Origin of the sequence: Azospirillum isscasi (assembly GCF_030849505.1) — a bacterium.
GTDB classification, from domain to species: Bacteria; Pseudomonadota; Alphaproteobacteria; order Azospirillales; family Azospirillaceae; genus Azospirillum; species Azospirillum isscasi.
This window is the reverse complement of record NZ_JAUJFI010000057.1, coordinates 1-15,272: the sequence shown is the minus strand read 5'-3', so window position 1 is coordinate 15,272 and position 15,272 is coordinate 1. Positions and strand designations below refer to the sequence as shown.

Below are 15,272 nucleotides of genomic sequence, written 5' to 3'. Positions count from 1 at the left end.
GCCGGCCTCCCCCCGGCGGCACCGCCGCCGACGCGATTTTCCGTTTCCTCCCCCCGTTCTACCGCAGGCCCCGCCCGGCCACGCCCTGTCCTTAGGTCATATCGAGCGGACCGGCCGACCCGACGGGAGCTTTCTTCCCTCCCCCCGCCCGGGGCGCTAGGCCAATTTTTCCCAGCAAGCGGCAAAAAGCGGACCGGTGCGGCCTCTCCACAGCCTTGCCCATACAAATCAGCGCGTTAGCCTTGGCCGGACAGTTGGCATCGTCCTTGCTTACCCGAATGGCAACGATCAATGCCCTTTCCGTGTGGAGATCCCTGGCCATGAGCATCTTCGGTTCGATGACCACCGCCGTCCTCGGCCTGAGCGCGCAGTCGAAGGCCCTCGGTCACATCTCTGACAACATCGCCAACGCCTCGACGGTCGGCTACAAGCGGGTCAACACGGCCTTCGAGACGCTGGTGCTCCAGTCCAACGAGCGGTTGCACGCTCCGGGCGGCGTGACGGCGGCGCCCGTCTTCATGAACAACATCCAGGGCAACCTGACCCAGGTGCAGAGCCCGACCAACGCCGCCATCCAGGGCCAGGGCTTCTTCAGCGTGTCCAAGCTCAGCCGCGGCCTGACCGGCCCCGGCCAGCAGGGCGAGACGGTGCAGACCCAGACCGGCACGCTGAACGCCGACAACGTCTATTACACCCGCGTCGGCGACTTCGAGCTGGACAAGAACCGCTATCTGGTGAACAGCGCCGGCTTCGCGCTGAACGGCTGGATCGTGGACGACACCAACGGGCAACTGTCGAAGGACGTGGTGCAGCCGCTCCAGGTCAACACGATGACCGACAAGCCGCAGGCGACCAACAGCATCACGCTGGGCGCCAACCTGCCGGCCACGCCGAAACCCGGCGAGGCGATCCCGCCGTCCAGCATCCAGGTCTACGACACGCAGGGCAACGCGCGGACCGTCCAGTTCAACTGGCGTCAGGACGGCGCCAACAACTGGCGCCTGGGCATCGACGCGCCGGGCAGCTCCATGCAGCCCGTCGCCGGCACCTTCGCCGGCGGCGCCGCCGACATGAAGACCGGCGGCGCGGTGGCCGGCGTCACTCCGGTGGCCCAGGAGAGCAACGTGCTGGTGAACGGCACGACCTCCATTCCAAAGTCGTCGGTGACCATCAGCGGCCGGACCAACTACTACCCAAGCGATTCCCTGTATCCGAACGGTTCCTCGCAGGACAACCTGCGCGTCGGCGACAGGTACAGCCTGACGGTGAACGGCGCCGTGGTGGCGAGCGTGGAACTGGCCATTCCTCCGCTGGACCCGCTGATTCCCGAGCAGCGCGACATCGCCAGCTTCACGTCCTTCGCCGACGTCGCGAACGAGCTGGCCGGCCAGATCAACGCCATGACGCCGGCCCCCTATTCGGCCAAGATCGACCCGGACGATTCGCGCAAAATCCTCGTCGAGACGCTGGACGGTGCGCCGGTCCAGGTCAGCGGCCTGTTCACCAACGCCAGCCCGCAGCTCAGCACGGTCAGCGGCCCGTCCACCAACCCGACCGGCACGGCCCCGGTCGGGTTGGACCCGGGCAACCGTCAGCAGAGCACCTTCACCTTCTCCAACGCCACCGTGGACGTCGGCGACGAGTTCCGGATCACCGTGGCCGGACAGGAATTCCGGGTGCGGGTGACCGCCAACAACGACACCGGCACGCCCACCACGGGCGTGACCAACATGAGCATCGCCAACATCTACGGGTCCCTGGTCCCCCCCACCGGCATCGACGCCGTCGTGGCCCGCATGAGCGCCCTCATCAACGCGAAGGTTCCGGCGATCGGCGTCACCGCGGCCATCGGCACGGCGGCCACCGGTGCCGCCGCGGGCAGCGCCGCCAACCAGCTCGTCCTCGACGCCTCCGCGGCAGTGCCCACCTTCAACTCGTCCTATCGCGTCATCAACGCGGATTCCCGCAAGAACGACATCAAGTCCACGAGCCCGGCCACCTACACCGGCGCCACGGCGTCGACCCTGCAGGCCGCCGGGCCCGGCGTCATGGAAAGCACCCTTCTCACCTTCCCGGCCGCGACCACCCTGCATGTGCCCGACCAGTATTCGGTCACGGTCCTGAACCAGACCTTCACGACCACCGTAAAATACAACAACATCAACAATCTGAAGGACATGGACGGGGTCTTGAAGGACCTCCGGGACCAGATCAACAACGCCGGCCTGGCCGTCGGCGCGACCGTCACCGCGACCGGCGGCCTGCAGCTCGACGGCACGGTGGCGAACACGCCCCTGAACATCAGCGGCAACAAGCTGGCGATCGAGGGAACGGACAACGTCCGCGTCGGCGACACCTACACCATCAGCGTGGACAACGTTCCCTACGCCGTGTCGGTGACGGCGGACAACGTGCTGACCATGGGCGACTATGGCGGCATCGCCGACGCGCTGGCGGCGAAGATCAACTCCGCCCGGCCCCAGGCGCCGGTGATCGCGACGGTCGTCAATTCCGAAGTGAAGCTGACCGCCCGCAATCCCGGCACGCCCTTCAAGGTGAGCCAGGAGTACACGTCCGGCGCCGCCTCCAACAACCAGAAGAATGGCCCGACCAAGAGCGAGCCGACGGAAACCCGCGGACAGCGGCAGGAATTCTCGTTCCCGCAGACCCAGATCGACATCGGCGACACCTACACGGTGACGGTGGACGGCACGCCCATCTCGGTGAAGGTGGACAAGTCCAACTACGGCAGCCTTGAAGACATCTCCGGCGTGCTGCAGCAGTTGGCCAACAAGATCAACTCCGAGAACCTGAACGTCACCGCCACGGCCACCGGCGGGCGCCTGACCATCACCCACAACACCGCTTCCACCGGCCGCTTCGAGGCGACGGCCAACATCGATAACGCGACCGGCAGCTCCGGCACGCTGAACATCGGCGCCGGCGGCGTCGCCAACGTCGAGGGCGTGCGCCAGAAGCAGTCGGTGACGCTGACCGGCTCGCCCGGCGACAAGGACGCGGAATACACGGTGACCATCAACGGCTCGCCGGTGACCTACCGCACCACCGGCGCCGAGACGTCGATGGAGACCATCGCGGCCAATCTGGCGAACCTGATCAACAAGAACACCTCGCTGCCGGTGACGGCCAGCGCCGAAGGCGCGGTGCTGAACGTGGTCGCCAAGACCCAGACCGGCACCGACGCCGACCAGTTTGCGCTGGAAACCTACGCCACCGCCGGCACCACGCCCGCCCACATCCAGCTGAGCTTCGGCACCGATCCGGAGAATGTCGGCACCATCACCAGCATCAGCACGGCGAAGGTCGGCACCGGCACGGCGGTGACCTCCGCCAACCAGACGGTGGGGGCGGACGCCAACGTCACCTTCACCGTGGACTATGGCTTCGGCCCGCAGCAGATCACGCTGAACGTCGGCCAGATCGGCAAGTCGGGCGGCGTGACCCAGTATGCCGGCACGGAGATCAACGTCACCCAGCTCGTCCAGGACGGCGCGTCCCGTGGCCAGTTCAAGGAGGTGGTCTACGGCGACAACGGCGACGTGATCGTGAACTACGACAACGGCCGCAGCCGCGTCATCGGGCGCATCCCGGTGGTCACATTCAACAACCCCAACGCGCTCCAGCGCGAGGCGGGCGGCGTCTACATCGAGACGGAGGACGGCGGGCGCCCGAACTTCAACGATCCGGACACCAACGGCGCCGGCGCGGTGATCGCCAACAGCGTGGAATCCTCCAACGTGGACATCGCGGACGAGTTCACCAAGCTGATCGTCACCCAGCGCACCTACTCCGCCAACACCAAGATCGTCACGACCTCCGACGAGATGCTTCAGGAAGTTCTCGGCCTGAAGCGCTAAGCGCGGTCCTGAACCGGCGGGCGGCCGCGTGACCCGCGGCCCGCCCGGACCCCCACAGACCGCCTCCTCCGTAGACGAAAGGTCCAACGGCCATGTCCCTCTTCGGCGCCCTCGGCAGCGCGACGGCCAGCCTCCGTGCGGTCCAGGCCCAGGTGAAGCTGGTCTCGGACAACGTCGCCCGCGCCGACGATCCCACCCGCACCCGGCACACCGTGTCGAACGTGCTGGATTCCAACGGGTTCGTCCTCACCTCCCAATACCGCCGCGAGGTCGATTCCGCCCTGCTCAGCCAGGTGCAGGACCTGACCGCGCGCGAGGGCTCGTCGGCCACCCAATCGTCCTACATGCAGAAGCTGGGCGACCTGCTGCGCACGACCAGCGGCAAGCCGCAGTTGAACCAGTACGCCGAATCCTTCCAGGCCGCCTGGAAGGCGGTGGAGACCTCGCCGGAAAGCGAGGTCGCGCAGTACCAGCTCGTCCAGGCCGCCGACACCTTTTCGCGCGAGATCGTCCGCGTGTCCCAGGGCGTGGAGGACATGGACCGGGAGATCCAGGGCGATCTCAGCCAGTCGGTCGGCGAGGTGAACCGGCTGCTGAAGGAGATCGAGAGCATCAACAACAACATCGTCTCGCTGCAGGGCTACGGCTCCGCCGGCAACGAGGTGGCCGACAAGCGCGACGGGCTGATCCGCGAGCTGAGCACCTACGTCGGCGTGCGCACGATGACCCGCCCGGACGGACGGGTGGCCGTCTTCACCCCCACCGGGCTGGCGCTGGTGGACAGCCAGGCGGCAAATCTTTCCTATGAGGGCGGCAATATCAACCTGTCGGTAGGCAATCAAGTCACCAACGTCAACCAGCACCTGAAGGAAGGCAAGGTCGCCGCGCTGATGAACCTGCGCGCCGACGGCTCCACCGCCAACCCGCCGCAGGCGGCCAGCGCCGACCCGACCACCGAGGTGATCCGCAAGCTGCGTTCGCAGCTCGACGCCTACGCGCAGATGTTCACCGGCTCGACCAAGCCGGGCGAGCCCACCAGCTTCCGCGACGCCTACGACCGGGCGAAGACGGTGCCGGGCGAGGAACCCACCCAGTTCTTCATGGGCAACGACCGCTTCACCATCCGCGTGAACGAGAACCTGCTGGACAACAGCAAGAAGATCAAGGCGTCCGCCATCAAGGACGTGGTGACGGCGCTCGGCGCCACGGGCCGGACCTTCCAGGCCGACGGGCTGAAGCTGGAAGGCGCGTCCTTCAGCAGCATCACCAGCAACATCACCGGCGGCTGGATGGCCGCGGCCAAGTCCGCCCTGGACAAGACCACGCTGGACAAGGACTCCCGCCAGATCCTGGAGGAGCGCTATCACGCGACGACCGGCGTCAACATCGACGAGGAAATCGCCAATCTTCAGCAGCTCCAGACCTCCTACGCCGCGTCGGCACGGGTCATGCAAGTGGCCAACACGATGTTTGACGCGCTGGAGGCGATCGTCCGATGAGCTCCGTCACCCAAGTCAGCAGCTACGCCAAGTATCTTGGCCTGGTTCGCAACCTGACCAACGGCCAGAACCGGGTGGACACGCTCTCGGAGCAGTTGACCACCGGCAAGAAATCCACCGACCTCAACGCCTACGGGGCCGAGACCCAGAAGCTGCTGGCCCTGCGCGCGGAACTGACCCAGCGCGAGGCTTACGTCCAGAACATCAACACCGCGTCGCCGCGCGTGAAGGCGACGGACACGGTGCTGAACAGCCTGGAGAAGCTGGCCACGGACTGGCAGAGCAGCAACCTGATGCCGTTCCAGCCGGGGCCGGCCAGCGTCACCTCCGCCTTCAACAGCAACCCGGACGCGCTGAAGCTGTCGGTCAACCCCGACAAGTCCACCTTCACGCAGAACGCCCGCTACACCGTGACCTCCGTCCCGTCGAAGGAAGGGGTCAACGGGTCGTTCGACGTGACGGTGACCGATGGGCTGGGCGGCAAGACCACCCGCACCATCAACCTGAAGACCGTGCCGCCCAGCGACGGCGGCGGCTACAATTTCAAGATGTCCGGCGGTCCCGGCGACGGCGCGGTCCTGAACCTGAACTTCGACCAGCTCACCGCGGCGTCCAGCAGCAGCTTCACGGTGAGCTGGCCGCAGGCCAACGACATGCGCGACCGCGTCGAGGGCGCGCTGCGCGACATCCAGCAGCTTCTGAACGAGCAGTTCGGCGACCGCTACCTGTTCGCCGGGTCCCGCTACGGCACGGAGCCGGTGGGCGACCTGCTGGCCCAGCCGCAGTCCACCCGCGTGACGCTGAACGGGTCGATGGTCAACCCCGAGGACTATTTCGAGGTGACCATCGACGGCAAGCCCTTCGGCTATCAGGTCCAGGACACCGACCCCAAGACCGTCACCTTCGTCGCCAACACGCTGAACAGCCTGATCCAGTCGGCCAACCCGAAACTGCCGATCATCGCCGCCGCGTCCAACGGCGTCATCTCGCTGATCAGCGAGGACCCGAGCCAAAAGTTCGACGTGAAGGCGCGTGTCCAGAACTCGATGAACGTGGACAACTCGATCACGACGCCGACCACCGACCAGAAGACTCTCAGCACCGGAGTGCATCAGTTCGACAGCTTCACGCTGACCGGCGACAAGGTGGACATCGGCGACACCTACGAGATCAACATCGCCGTCGGCGACCCGGACGACCCCTTCAACCGCAAATATTACGCAGACCATCCGAACGAGCCGGAGGACCTGCCGGTCTACCAGCAATACACGGTCCGCTACACGGTCACGGAGAAGGACTACAACAACGGCGTCACCAACGTGTCGGAGGTGGCCGCCAAGCTGCGCACCGAGCTCGGGAATACAAGCCCGGTGCCACCGGTGTCTCCGCACAACAATCCCGACGACCCCTTGGCCCCCATGGATGGTCCGACCATCTGGTTGAAAAGCAACAACCCGATGGACCCGAACCATCCATCGCGCGTGCAGCAGTTCACCACCTCCGTGCGCGCGGTCAACGGCCAGATCGACAACACCATCTCGGTGGCGACCCTGCCGTCGCAGGCCGACGCCCTGACCGACGTGCCCTATGTGGACCCGCCGGATCTGCCCTTCTACGATTCGGAGTACATGTCGAACCGGAAGAACGGCAAGGCGTGGGAGAAGGCCGCGGTCACCATCGACGACGGCCAGACGCTGACCTATGGCGTCACCAGCGACGACCGCGCCTTCCAGAAGCTGGTCGCCGCCTTCCGCATGGCCCACGTCGCCGCGTCCAACCCCGGCAAGTACGAGGAGTACATCACCAAGTCGCGCGAGTTGATGGCCCAGGCCAAGGACGAGGTGCGGTCGGTCCATTCCAAGGTGGCCTCCGACCTCGCCACGCTGGAGGAGAAGAAGACGGCCCACACCAGCGCGTCGGCCACGGTGGTGGAGCGCATCGCCGGCATCGAGGGCATCGACGAGACCGAGGTGGCGGCGCGGCTGCGCACATCCATGAACGCGCTGGAGGCCGCCTACACGGTCGCCGGCCAGCGCCAGAAGCTGTCGCTGCTGAACTACATCGCCTGAGGCTGGACGGCATCCGGCGCCGGAACCGGGCCGGCCCCCGCATCGGGTCTCCACCCTGACCCTCCCCCGCTCTCGGCGGACCAAAGGTCCGCCTGCCGCGTCAGCGCGAACCTATGGTTTGCGCGAGAGCTGCGCAGGGGAGGGAATTTTCATGGGGGAGGAAATCGAAACGTGTGATGCGGAGTTCCCTCCCCCGCCGACGGTGGGGAAGGGTCAGGGTGGGGGGCCGATGCGACCACCCCCGCCGGGAAACTCAGATCGAAATCCGGAGCGACTGGCGCGGCGGCTGGCCGTCCGGCGCGGGAACCTGCGGGGCCATCGGGGGACGCGCCGCGGCCTGCGGGGCGGCGCCTTGTCCCTGGGCCGGCGCATCGGGGCGGGCGGTCAGGCCGCTGGCCACCGAGCGGTTGATGTTGATGAGCGTTTCCAGCTTCGACACGTCCAGATCGATCAGCCGGGCGACCGTCTCGCGGTCGACCAGCAGCGACAGGGCGGCGATGTTGGTCCGCACCTCCGGCGGGTGGCCGCAATCCTCTTCGGTCATGGCGGCCTGGAAGATCGTCCACAGGCGCTGGTTCAGCTGCAGGGCGGCGCGGAGCGCCTCCTCGTTCACGGGGCTGCGCCCGGCATCGATCAGGCGGCGCGACGCCTCCGCCAAAGCCCAAGCCTCAACATCACGGGGATTATCCGAGGTCGGCTTGTTCGCGTATGTCGGTGTCGGCTTCATTCCAAACCCTCGGGACAGGCAGCCGGACGAAGCAGTGCTGAATCAGTCCGGACCATAAGGATTGTCAGCCATCCTCACTTCATTGTCAACTTAAGGGACCTGTCCCGAGTGATTTGCAAGGATTTGTCACGACTTCGCGGCGATCCGGCGTTACAGGCCCGAGCAGCTCGCCCACCGCCTGTTCGACCGCCTCCACTGGTATGCCGTCCATCAGGCCGGTGGCCTGCGGATCGGCCTTCTGGCGGGCCAGAAGCTCCGAGCGGGGAACACGGCTGATCACCGTGCGCGCCGCCACGCCCCAGGGGCCATAGGTTTCCGGAAAGCCCGGCCCGAACAGCCCGACCGTCGGCGTCCCGGCGGCGGCGGCGATGTGCATCAGCCCGGAATCGTTGCCGACATAGAGCGCCGCCCGGCGCACGCAGGCCGCCGCGGCCATCGGGTCGGTGCGCCCGGTCAGGTCGATGGCCCGGCTGCCCAGCGCGTCCAGAACGGGCCGGGCGCGCTCCCGCTCCGGCCCGGCGGCCAGGACGGCCACGCGCAGGCCGGACAGCCGCCCGCCGGGGCCGGTCAGCCGCGCCGCAAGCGCCGCGAAGCGGTCCGCCGGCCATTCCTTGCCGGTCCAGTTCGCGGTCGGGCCGATCGCCAGGAACGGTTCCGCGCCGCCGGGCAGCAGCCGGCCGGCCTCGGCCTCCGCGGCGGCGTCGATCCACAGGCGGGGGGACGGCGGCGGGGACAGGTCCAGCACCCGTCCGATCTCCTCCACCTTGTGGAGATGCGGGGCGCGGGTGTGGAAGAAGCGGCGCTTCGCCAGGACCAGCCGGCTGACCGCGGAGTTGCGCAGGTCCACCACCATGTCCCAGCGCGTGCCGGCGCAGGCCAGCCACAGGTCGGCCCAATGCCGCGCCCAGGCCCGCTTCGGCATGGCGATCAGCCGCTCCAGCCCCGGCACGGAACGGAACAGCGGCGCCGGCAGCGGACCGCAGGCGATGGTCAGGGCGGCGTCCGGATGCCGTTCCGTCAGATGGGCCAGCAGGCCGGTGGAGAGAACCGCGTCGCCCAGCCGGTTGGAGGTGATGAACAGGATGCGCAAGGTCCGCCCCGCCCCTCTCAGCCCGCCGCCGCTTCGCCGCCGGGCGGCACGCGCCGCCGCAGGTTGCGCGACAGGATCCAGGCCGCCGGCACCAGCGTCACCACCGGCAGCACATACATCAGGGGCACCAGCACGCTGACCTTGGCGGCAAGGCTGGTCAGGCCGAGGACCGCCGCCTGGATGGCCATCACCACCAGGACCGCCGTGGTCACCCGCACCGACTGGCCGCGCCGGTTGAACTCGCCCGACAGCAGGCTGGCCAGCGCCACCATGGTGTAGGCCAGCGCCAGCAACGGCGAGGACAGGCGGTGATGCAGCTCCGCCAGCAGATCGCGCATCATCTTCGGGTCCCCCGCCAACTGGGGCGGCGGGTTCACCAGCTCGTCGGTGGAGCGTTCGCGGGCGTCCGGATAGCGTTCCCCACTGGCGCTGCTCAGCACCTTCAGATCCACCGCGTAGCGCTCGAAGAAGAGCTGCGACAGGCGGTTGGTCTTGCGGTCCAGCTCCTGCCGGTTGCCGTTGAAGACGACGAAGCGCGCCCCCTCCGAACCCGTCAGCATCACCGCCCGCTCGCCCATGATGGTGACCGGCTTCTCCGGCACGCGCCCGTCATGGATGATCACGTTGTGCAGGTTGGCCTCGCTGTCGCGCTCGCGCACGAACACGCTGAAGCGGTCGCCGACCTCGTTGAACACGCCCTCCCGCAGGAAAAGCTGCGAATAGTCGCTGCGCACGGCGTATTCCATGCGCACCAGCTCCTGGTGGGCGGCGGGCGTCAGCCACAGGTTCAGCACATAGACGACCACCGTCACGCCGGAGGCCAGCAGCATCGCGGGCGCGGCCAGGGCGAAGGGGCCGACGCCGGCGGCGCGCATCACCACCAGCTCGCTGTCGGTGGCCAGCCGGTTGTAGGTGAACAACACCGCCCCCACCAGCGCCAGCGGCAGCACGATGCCGAGGAAGGTCGGCACCGTCAGGACGAGAAGCCACAGGAACACCCGCATCGGCGCCCCGGCCTCCACCACCATCTCGATCAGCCGCAGAGACTGGCTCAGCCAGATCGTCAAGGTCAGGCCGGCCGTGGAATAGAGAAGGGCGATCAGAAGATTGCGGAAGAGATAGCGTTGCAGTCGGTTCATGTGCATACGTCACGGGGGAAGCCCGGCGAGAAGCTGACGGGCTCGGGCGTCCGGGTCAAGTGCTGATCTGGAAAGAGACCCGGCGCACCGATCTTTTGCCCGCTCCGCCCCGCCCCGCAGGACATTCCCCCCGCCTCAGGCCGTGCGCACCGCCGACAGGAACACCTCCACCTTGCTGCGCAGGCCGTCGGCCTGATCGGACAGCGACCCCGCGGCCTCCAGCACGTTGCGGGCGGCGCTGCCGGTCTCGCTGGCCGCCCGGTTCACGTCGGCGATGTTGGAGGTGACATCGTGCGTGCCTTCCGCCGCCTGCTGGATGTTGCGGGCGATCTCCCGCGTCGCCGCCTGCTGCTGCTCCACCGCCGCGGCGATGGCCGAGGCGACCTCGCTGATTCGCCCGATGGTGCCCATCACGTCGCCGATGGAGGCGACCGCCCCGTCGGTCTCGTTGCGGACGGAGGCGATCTTCGCCGCGATCTCGTCGGTGGCGCGGGTGGTCTGGTCGGCCAGCGCCTTGACCTCCGCCGCCACGACGGCGAAGCCCTTGCCCATCTCGCCGGCCCGCGCCGCCTCGATGGTGGCGTTCAGCGCCAGCAGCCGGGTCTGGGAGGCCACCTGGGTGATCAGGTCGATCACCGCCACGATCTCCGCCGAGGCGGTGGCGAGGCTGCGCATGGCGGAGTCGGCCCGCTCGGCCTTGTGCACCGCCTCGTCGGCGATGGCGGTGCTGCTGGCGACCTGCCGCCCGATCTCCTGCACCGAGGCGGCCAGTTCCTCCGTCGCGGTGGCGACGGTCTGCACGTTGGCGCTGGCCTGCTCCGACGCGCCGGCCACGGTGACCGACTGGCGCGAGGTCTGCTCCGCCGTGGCGGCGAGCTGGCTGGCCGTCGCCTTCATCTGCACCGCGGCGGCGGAGACGGAGCCGAGCACGGCCGCCGCCTCGCGGTCGAAGCGCCCGGTCAGCTCCTCGATGGCGCGGGCGCGGCGGGCGCGGGCCTCCTGCTCCGCGCGCTCGCGCTCCGCGGCCTCGCGCGCGGCGATCATGTTGTCCTTGAAGACCAGCACGGCCTTGGCCATCTGCCCGATCTCGTCGCCCCGCCCGGTCGCCGGGACATGGGTCGCGGAGTCGCCGTCCGCCAGCCGCCGCATCGCCTCCGTCATGGCGGCCAGGGGCCGCACGATGGAGCGGGAGGTCAGCAGCACCGCCGCCACGGCGATCAGCAGGCCCAGCGTCAGCAGCACCGCCTGCACCATCACAAGCTGGTCGGCGCCCCGGATCATCCCCTCCGTGTCGGCCTGCAGCAACGCGCGCTGGCGCGGGATCATGCCGCTGGCGCCGTCCGAACGGGCGTCGCCCACGAGCAGGCTCATGACCTGATTGGCGCGCGGGATCGCGTCGTCGTTCAGGGAGTTCAGCGCACCCATCTGGTCACCGATGGTGCCCAGCGATTCGGCCATGTCCTGGTCGCGGCGCAGATCGCTCAGGAGCGGCTTCACCGCGTCCCAGATCGCCCGCACCTGCGGGTCGGTCCAGCGGGCCGACAGGCCGTCCATCTCCTTGCGCAGGGCGTCGATGCGGTCCCAGGCGAGGTTGCGCTCCTGCTTCAGATCCTCGCGGTTGGTCAGCAGATAGCCCTGCATGGCGGCGTTGGTCGCGGTGACCGCCGTGACGATGCCCTGCCCGGCCAGCGCCGTCGGCATGCGGACATCGGCCACCAGACGGCTGAGCGTCTTGCCGTTGTCGGTCAGGAGCAGGCCGGTGCCGACCGTCACCACCAGCACGGCGATCACCGCCGCGAAACCGATGGTCAGCCGCCGGCCAATCCGCAGGTTGCCGAGTGCCTTCATTCATTCCTCCGGTGCCACGCCCTTGTCGGACGCTTCTTTTTCGACCGGACGTTGCTGTTCCGGCCGTTGCCCTTAGCTTGGAATGAATGATGGCCCAACAAACATTAATGGAGTGTTGCCATGAGATGGGAGTATTGCCGGTTTCCACGGTCCCGATTGCCGGCGGCCGGTCAGATGTCTTCGGCTCCCAGATACGATTCGATCACTTTGGGATTCGCAACAACTTCCGCGGGCAGACCATCGGCGATCTTCTCACCATGGTCCAGGACGACCACCCGGTCGGACAGGGCCATTACGGCGCGCATCACATGCTCGATCATCAGGATCGTCATGCCCTCGCGCCGGTTCAGGTCGCGCAGCACCTCGACCATGCGGTCGACCTCGGTGGGACGCAGGCCGGCCAGCACCTCGTCCAGAAGCAGCAGGATCGGACGGGTGGCGAGCGCGCGGGCGACCTCCAGCCGCTTGCGGTCCGGCAGGGTCAGGCTGCGCGCCGGGCGGGCGGCCTGGTCGGCCAGCCCCAGCCGCTCCAGCACCTGCCGGGCGTGGCGGCGCGCCGCCTCCACCGAGCGTTCGCGGGCCAGCGCGCCGACCACCACATTGTCCTCGACCGACAGTTGCCCGAAGGGCTTGACGATCTGGAAGGTCCGCCCGATGCCGGCGGCGCAGATGCGGTTGGGCTTCAGCCCGGTGATGGGCGCGCCCTTCAGGTGCACCCGCCCCTCGTCGGGCGGAAAAACGCCGGCGATCAGGTTGAAGGTGGTCGTCTTGCCGGCGCCGTTCGGGCCGATCAGCGCGACGATCCGGCCCTCCGGCACGGAGAAGCCGACGTTGGAGACGGCCTTCAGCCCGCGGAACCGCTTGGACAGGCCCTCGACCTCCAGAAGCTCCGCCATCACGCATCCTCCCCCGGACGGCGGACGAGGCCCAGCCGGGCGGCCAGCCACGGCCACACCCCGTCCGGGCGGTACACGACGATCACCACCAGCGCCACCCCGTAGAACAGCTGCTTCAGGCCCGGCAGGTCGAAACCGGTCACCTCGATCAGGAAGGTCAGCAGCTCGCCCAGAGGGGTCAGGATGAAGGCCCCCAGGATCGGCCCGATCAGCGTGCCGATGCCGCCGACGATGGCCGGCAGGATGATCTCGATGGAGCGGCCCATGGAGAAGACCTGCTCCGGGAACAGGTTGTTGAAGTAGAAGGCCTGGAACACCCCGCCCAGCGCCGTCAGCGCCGAGGACACGGCCACCGCCGCGATGCGCGCGCGGAACAGGTCCACGCCGACCGCCTCCGCCGCCTCCGGCTCCTCGCGCACGGCCAGCCACTGGTAGCCCAGCCGGCTGTGCAGCAGCACCCGCGACAGGGCCAGCGCGGCCAGCACCAGCGCCAGGATCACATAGTAGAACAGCTCCGGCGAGCCGCGCAGGTTCAGCAGGTCGTTGCCGGCGTCGCCGGCCACCGGGATGAAGAAGCCGCCCGAGCCGCCGAACCATTGCAAATGGTCGAAGCCGATGCGCGCGACCTCGGCGAAGGCGATGGTCAGCAGGGCGAAATGCACCCCGCGCACGCCGAAGCGGAAGCCCAGGAAGCCGATGAAGCACCCCGCCGCCGTCGCCGCCAGCATGGCCACCCACATCCCCGCCCAGGGGCCGATCCCGAAATGCACGAACAGCGCGGCGCTGGCGTAGGCCCCCAGCCCGACATAGAGCGCGTGGCCCAGCGACAGCAGGCCGGAAAAGCCCATCATCACGTTCCACGCCTGCCCGACATAGGCAAACCACAGCACCGTGGTCAGCACCGACAGGACGTAGCGGTCGGCGACCATCGGCGCGGCCAGAAGCAGCGCGCCGCACAGCGCCAGCAGGACGATCCCCCGCCCCGTCACGACCGTTTCCCCAGCAGGCCCTGCGGGCGCAGCAGCAACACCACGATCAGCACACCATAGCTGAAGAGGGATTTGAGCGAGGGGTCCAGCAGGAAGCCGGCCATCGCCTCCGACAGGCCGATCAGCATGCCGCCGAACAGCGCGCCGGGCAGGCTGCCCAACCCCCCGACGATGACGATGATGAAGCTGAGCAGCGTGTATTCCGGAGCGAGCTGCGGCCGGGAATCGACCAGGAGCGTCATCAGAGCCCCCGCGATGCCGACCACCCCGGCGCCGATGCCGAAGGTCAGCGCGTAGAGCCCGTCGATGTTCAGGCCGACGACGCGGGCGCCCAGCGGGTTGTCGGCGCAGGCGCGGATGGCCTTGCCGGTGCGGCTGAAGCGGAAGAAGGCGAACAGCGCCGCCGTCACCACGATCGCCCCGGCCCCGGCGCGCAGCCGCACCGCGTCGAGCAGCAGCGGCCCGACCTCCACCGTGTCGAAGCTGTAGGGCACCATGACGTTGCGCGAATCCGGCCCGAACAGCATCAGCATGGCGTTCAGGATGATCGTCGCGATGCCCAGCAGCAGGATGAACTGCATGTGCTCGGGCCGCTCCACGAAGCGGTTGACCAGCCCGCGCTGCAACAGCCAGCCGAAGGCGAACAGGACCGCCGCCACGATGGGCGCCGCCAGGATGGGGTCGAGCCCGAGGACGCCGGCCAGCAGCACGGCGCCGTACATGCCGGCGACCATCATCTCGCCATGCGCGAAGTTGACCACGCGCACCACGCCGAAGATGACCGACAGGCCGAGCGCCGCCAGCCCGTAGACCAGTCCGGTCAGCAGGCCCGACGCGGCGATGTTCAGGTAATAGTCAAACGGCATTCACGATTCGCCCTTGGCGGAGCCCCGGAATGGCCAACGGAGCCCCGGTTGGCCAAGCCTGAGCGGCGTAGCAGTCCTTCGTAGTCGTGGCAAGTTCCCAGTGCGGATCGGCCGTGCGGATCGACCGTGCGGATCGCCGCGCGCATCACCGGCGCTTCGCCTCCTCCAGCCGCGCCGCCAGGGCGTCGCGCAGGCAGGACCCGGCGGCGGCGGCCACCGCCGGGTCCTCCTCCATGCCGCGGCGGACCCAGCAGCGGGCGGTGACGCGGTC

At 68.3% G+C, this 15,272-nt stretch carries 10 protein-coding genes; 3 read left to right on the top strand and 7 right to left on the bottom strand.

The window, feature by feature from the left end:
* Positions 1-320 precede the first annotated feature (320 nt).
* The 3 genes from QSG27_RS13505 (at position 321) to QSG27_RS13495 (ending at position 7,446) form a co-directional block, all read left to right on the top strand.
* The gene (locus QSG27_RS13505) at positions 321-3,878 is read left to right on the top strand and encodes a flagellar hook-basal body complex protein (RefSeq protein ID WP_306706959.1); all 3,558 of its coding nucleotides are present in this window, start codon (positions 321-323) and stop codon (positions 3,876-3,878) included.
* Positions 3,879-3,970: 92 nt separating this feature from the next.
* On the top strand, positions 3,971-5,377 hold the full coding sequence (gene flgK / locus QSG27_RS13500) for a flagellar hook-associated protein FlgK (protein WP_306706957.1): 1,407 nt from the start codon (positions 3,971-3,973) through the stop codon (positions 5,375-5,377).
* Positions 5,374-7,446: a flagellin N-terminal helical domain-containing protein gene (locus tag QSG27_RS13495; protein ID WP_306706955.1), complete on the top strand. Its 2,073-nt coding sequence runs from the start codon at positions 5,374-5,376 to the stop codon at positions 7,444-7,446. The genes flgK and QSG27_RS13495 overlap by 4 nt, the downstream gene beginning before the upstream one ends.
* A 253-nt stretch (positions 7,447-7,699) precedes the next feature.
* Here the strand turns inward: QSG27_RS13495 and QSG27_RS13490 are convergent, their stop codons facing one another.
* The 7 genes from QSG27_RS13490 to QSG27_RS13460 all read right to left on the bottom strand — a co-directional run bounded on the left by QSG27_RS13490 (position 7,700) and on the right by QSG27_RS13460 (position 15,001).
* Positions 7,700-8,173 carry a flagellar biosynthesis regulator FlaF gene (locus QSG27_RS13490; protein WP_306706953.1) on the bottom strand — a complete coding sequence of 158 codons (474 nt, stop codon included), beginning with the start codon at positions 8,171-8,173 and terminating at the stop codon, positions 7,700-7,702.
* 85 nt (positions 8,174-8,258) lie between these two features.
* A complete protein-coding gene (locus QSG27_RS13485) occupies positions 8,259-9,263 on the bottom strand; it encodes a glycosyltransferase family 9 protein (protein ID WP_306706952.1) in 1,005 nt (334 codons plus the stop codon).
* 17 nt (positions 9,264-9,280) lie between these two features.
* Complete coding sequence (gene lptF, locus QSG27_RS13480; RefSeq protein WP_306706950.1) at positions 9,281-10,402, bottom strand: LPS export ABC transporter permease LptF; 1,122 nt, start codon at positions 10,400-10,402, stop codon at positions 9,281-9,283.
* Positions 10,403-10,537: 135 nt separating this feature from the next.
* On the bottom strand, positions 10,538-12,250 hold the full coding sequence (locus QSG27_RS13475) for a methyl-accepting chemotaxis protein (protein WP_306706948.1): 1,713 nt from the start codon (positions 12,248-12,250) through the stop codon (positions 10,538-10,540).
* A 170-nt stretch (positions 12,251-12,420) separates the two neighbouring features.
* Entirely contained in the window at positions 12,421-13,146 is a 726-nt protein-coding gene (locus QSG27_RS13470; protein ID WP_306706946.1) for an ABC transporter ATP-binding protein, read from the bottom strand.
* Positions 13,146-14,135, bottom strand: a complete 990-nt coding sequence (locus tag QSG27_RS13465) for a branched-chain amino acid ABC transporter permease (RefSeq protein ID WP_306706944.1) — start codon at positions 14,133-14,135, stop codon at positions 13,146-13,148. Before QSG27_RS13465 ends, QSG27_RS13470 begins: the two co-directional genes overlap by 1 nt.
* Positions 14,132-15,001: a branched-chain amino acid ABC transporter permease gene (locus tag QSG27_RS13460; protein ID WP_306706942.1), complete on the bottom strand. Its 870-nt coding sequence runs from the start codon at positions 14,999-15,001 to the stop codon at positions 14,132-14,134. Before QSG27_RS13460 ends, QSG27_RS13465 begins: the two co-directional genes overlap by 4 nt.
* Positions 15,002-15,272 lie beyond the last annotated feature (271 nt).

Excerpts from the sequence above, each read along its gene's own strand:
- QSG27_RS13505 (WP_306706959.1), top strand. The coding sequence starts at position 321 with ATGAGCATCTTCGGTTCGATGACCACCGCCGTCCTCGGCCTGAGCGCG.
- flgK (WP_306706957.1), top strand. The coding sequence starts at position 3,971 with ATGTCCCTCTTCGGCGCCCTCGGCAGCGCGACGGCCAGCCTCCGTGCG.
- QSG27_RS13495 (WP_306706955.1), top strand. The coding sequence starts at position 5,374 with ATGAGCTCCGTCACCCAAGTCAGCAGCTACGCCAAGTATCTTGGCCTG.
- QSG27_RS13490 (WP_306706953.1), bottom strand. The coding sequence starts at position 8,173 with ATGAAGCCGACACCGACATACGCGAACAAGCCGACCTCGGATAATCCC.
- lptF (WP_306706950.1), bottom strand. The coding sequence starts at position 10,402 with ATGAACCGACTGCAACGCTATCTCTTCCGCAATCTTCTGATCGCCCTT.
- QSG27_RS13475 (WP_306706948.1), bottom strand. The coding sequence starts at position 12,250 with ATGAAGGCACTCGGCAACCTGCGGATTGGCCGGCGGCTGACCATCGGT.
- QSG27_RS13470 (WP_306706946.1), bottom strand. The coding sequence starts at position 13,146 with ATGGCGGAGCTTCTGGAGGTCGAGGGCCTGTCCAAGCGGTTCCGCGGG.
- QSG27_RS13460 (WP_306706942.1), bottom strand. The coding sequence starts at position 15,001 with ATGCCGTTTGACTATTACCTGAACATCGCCGCGTCGGGCCTGCTGACC.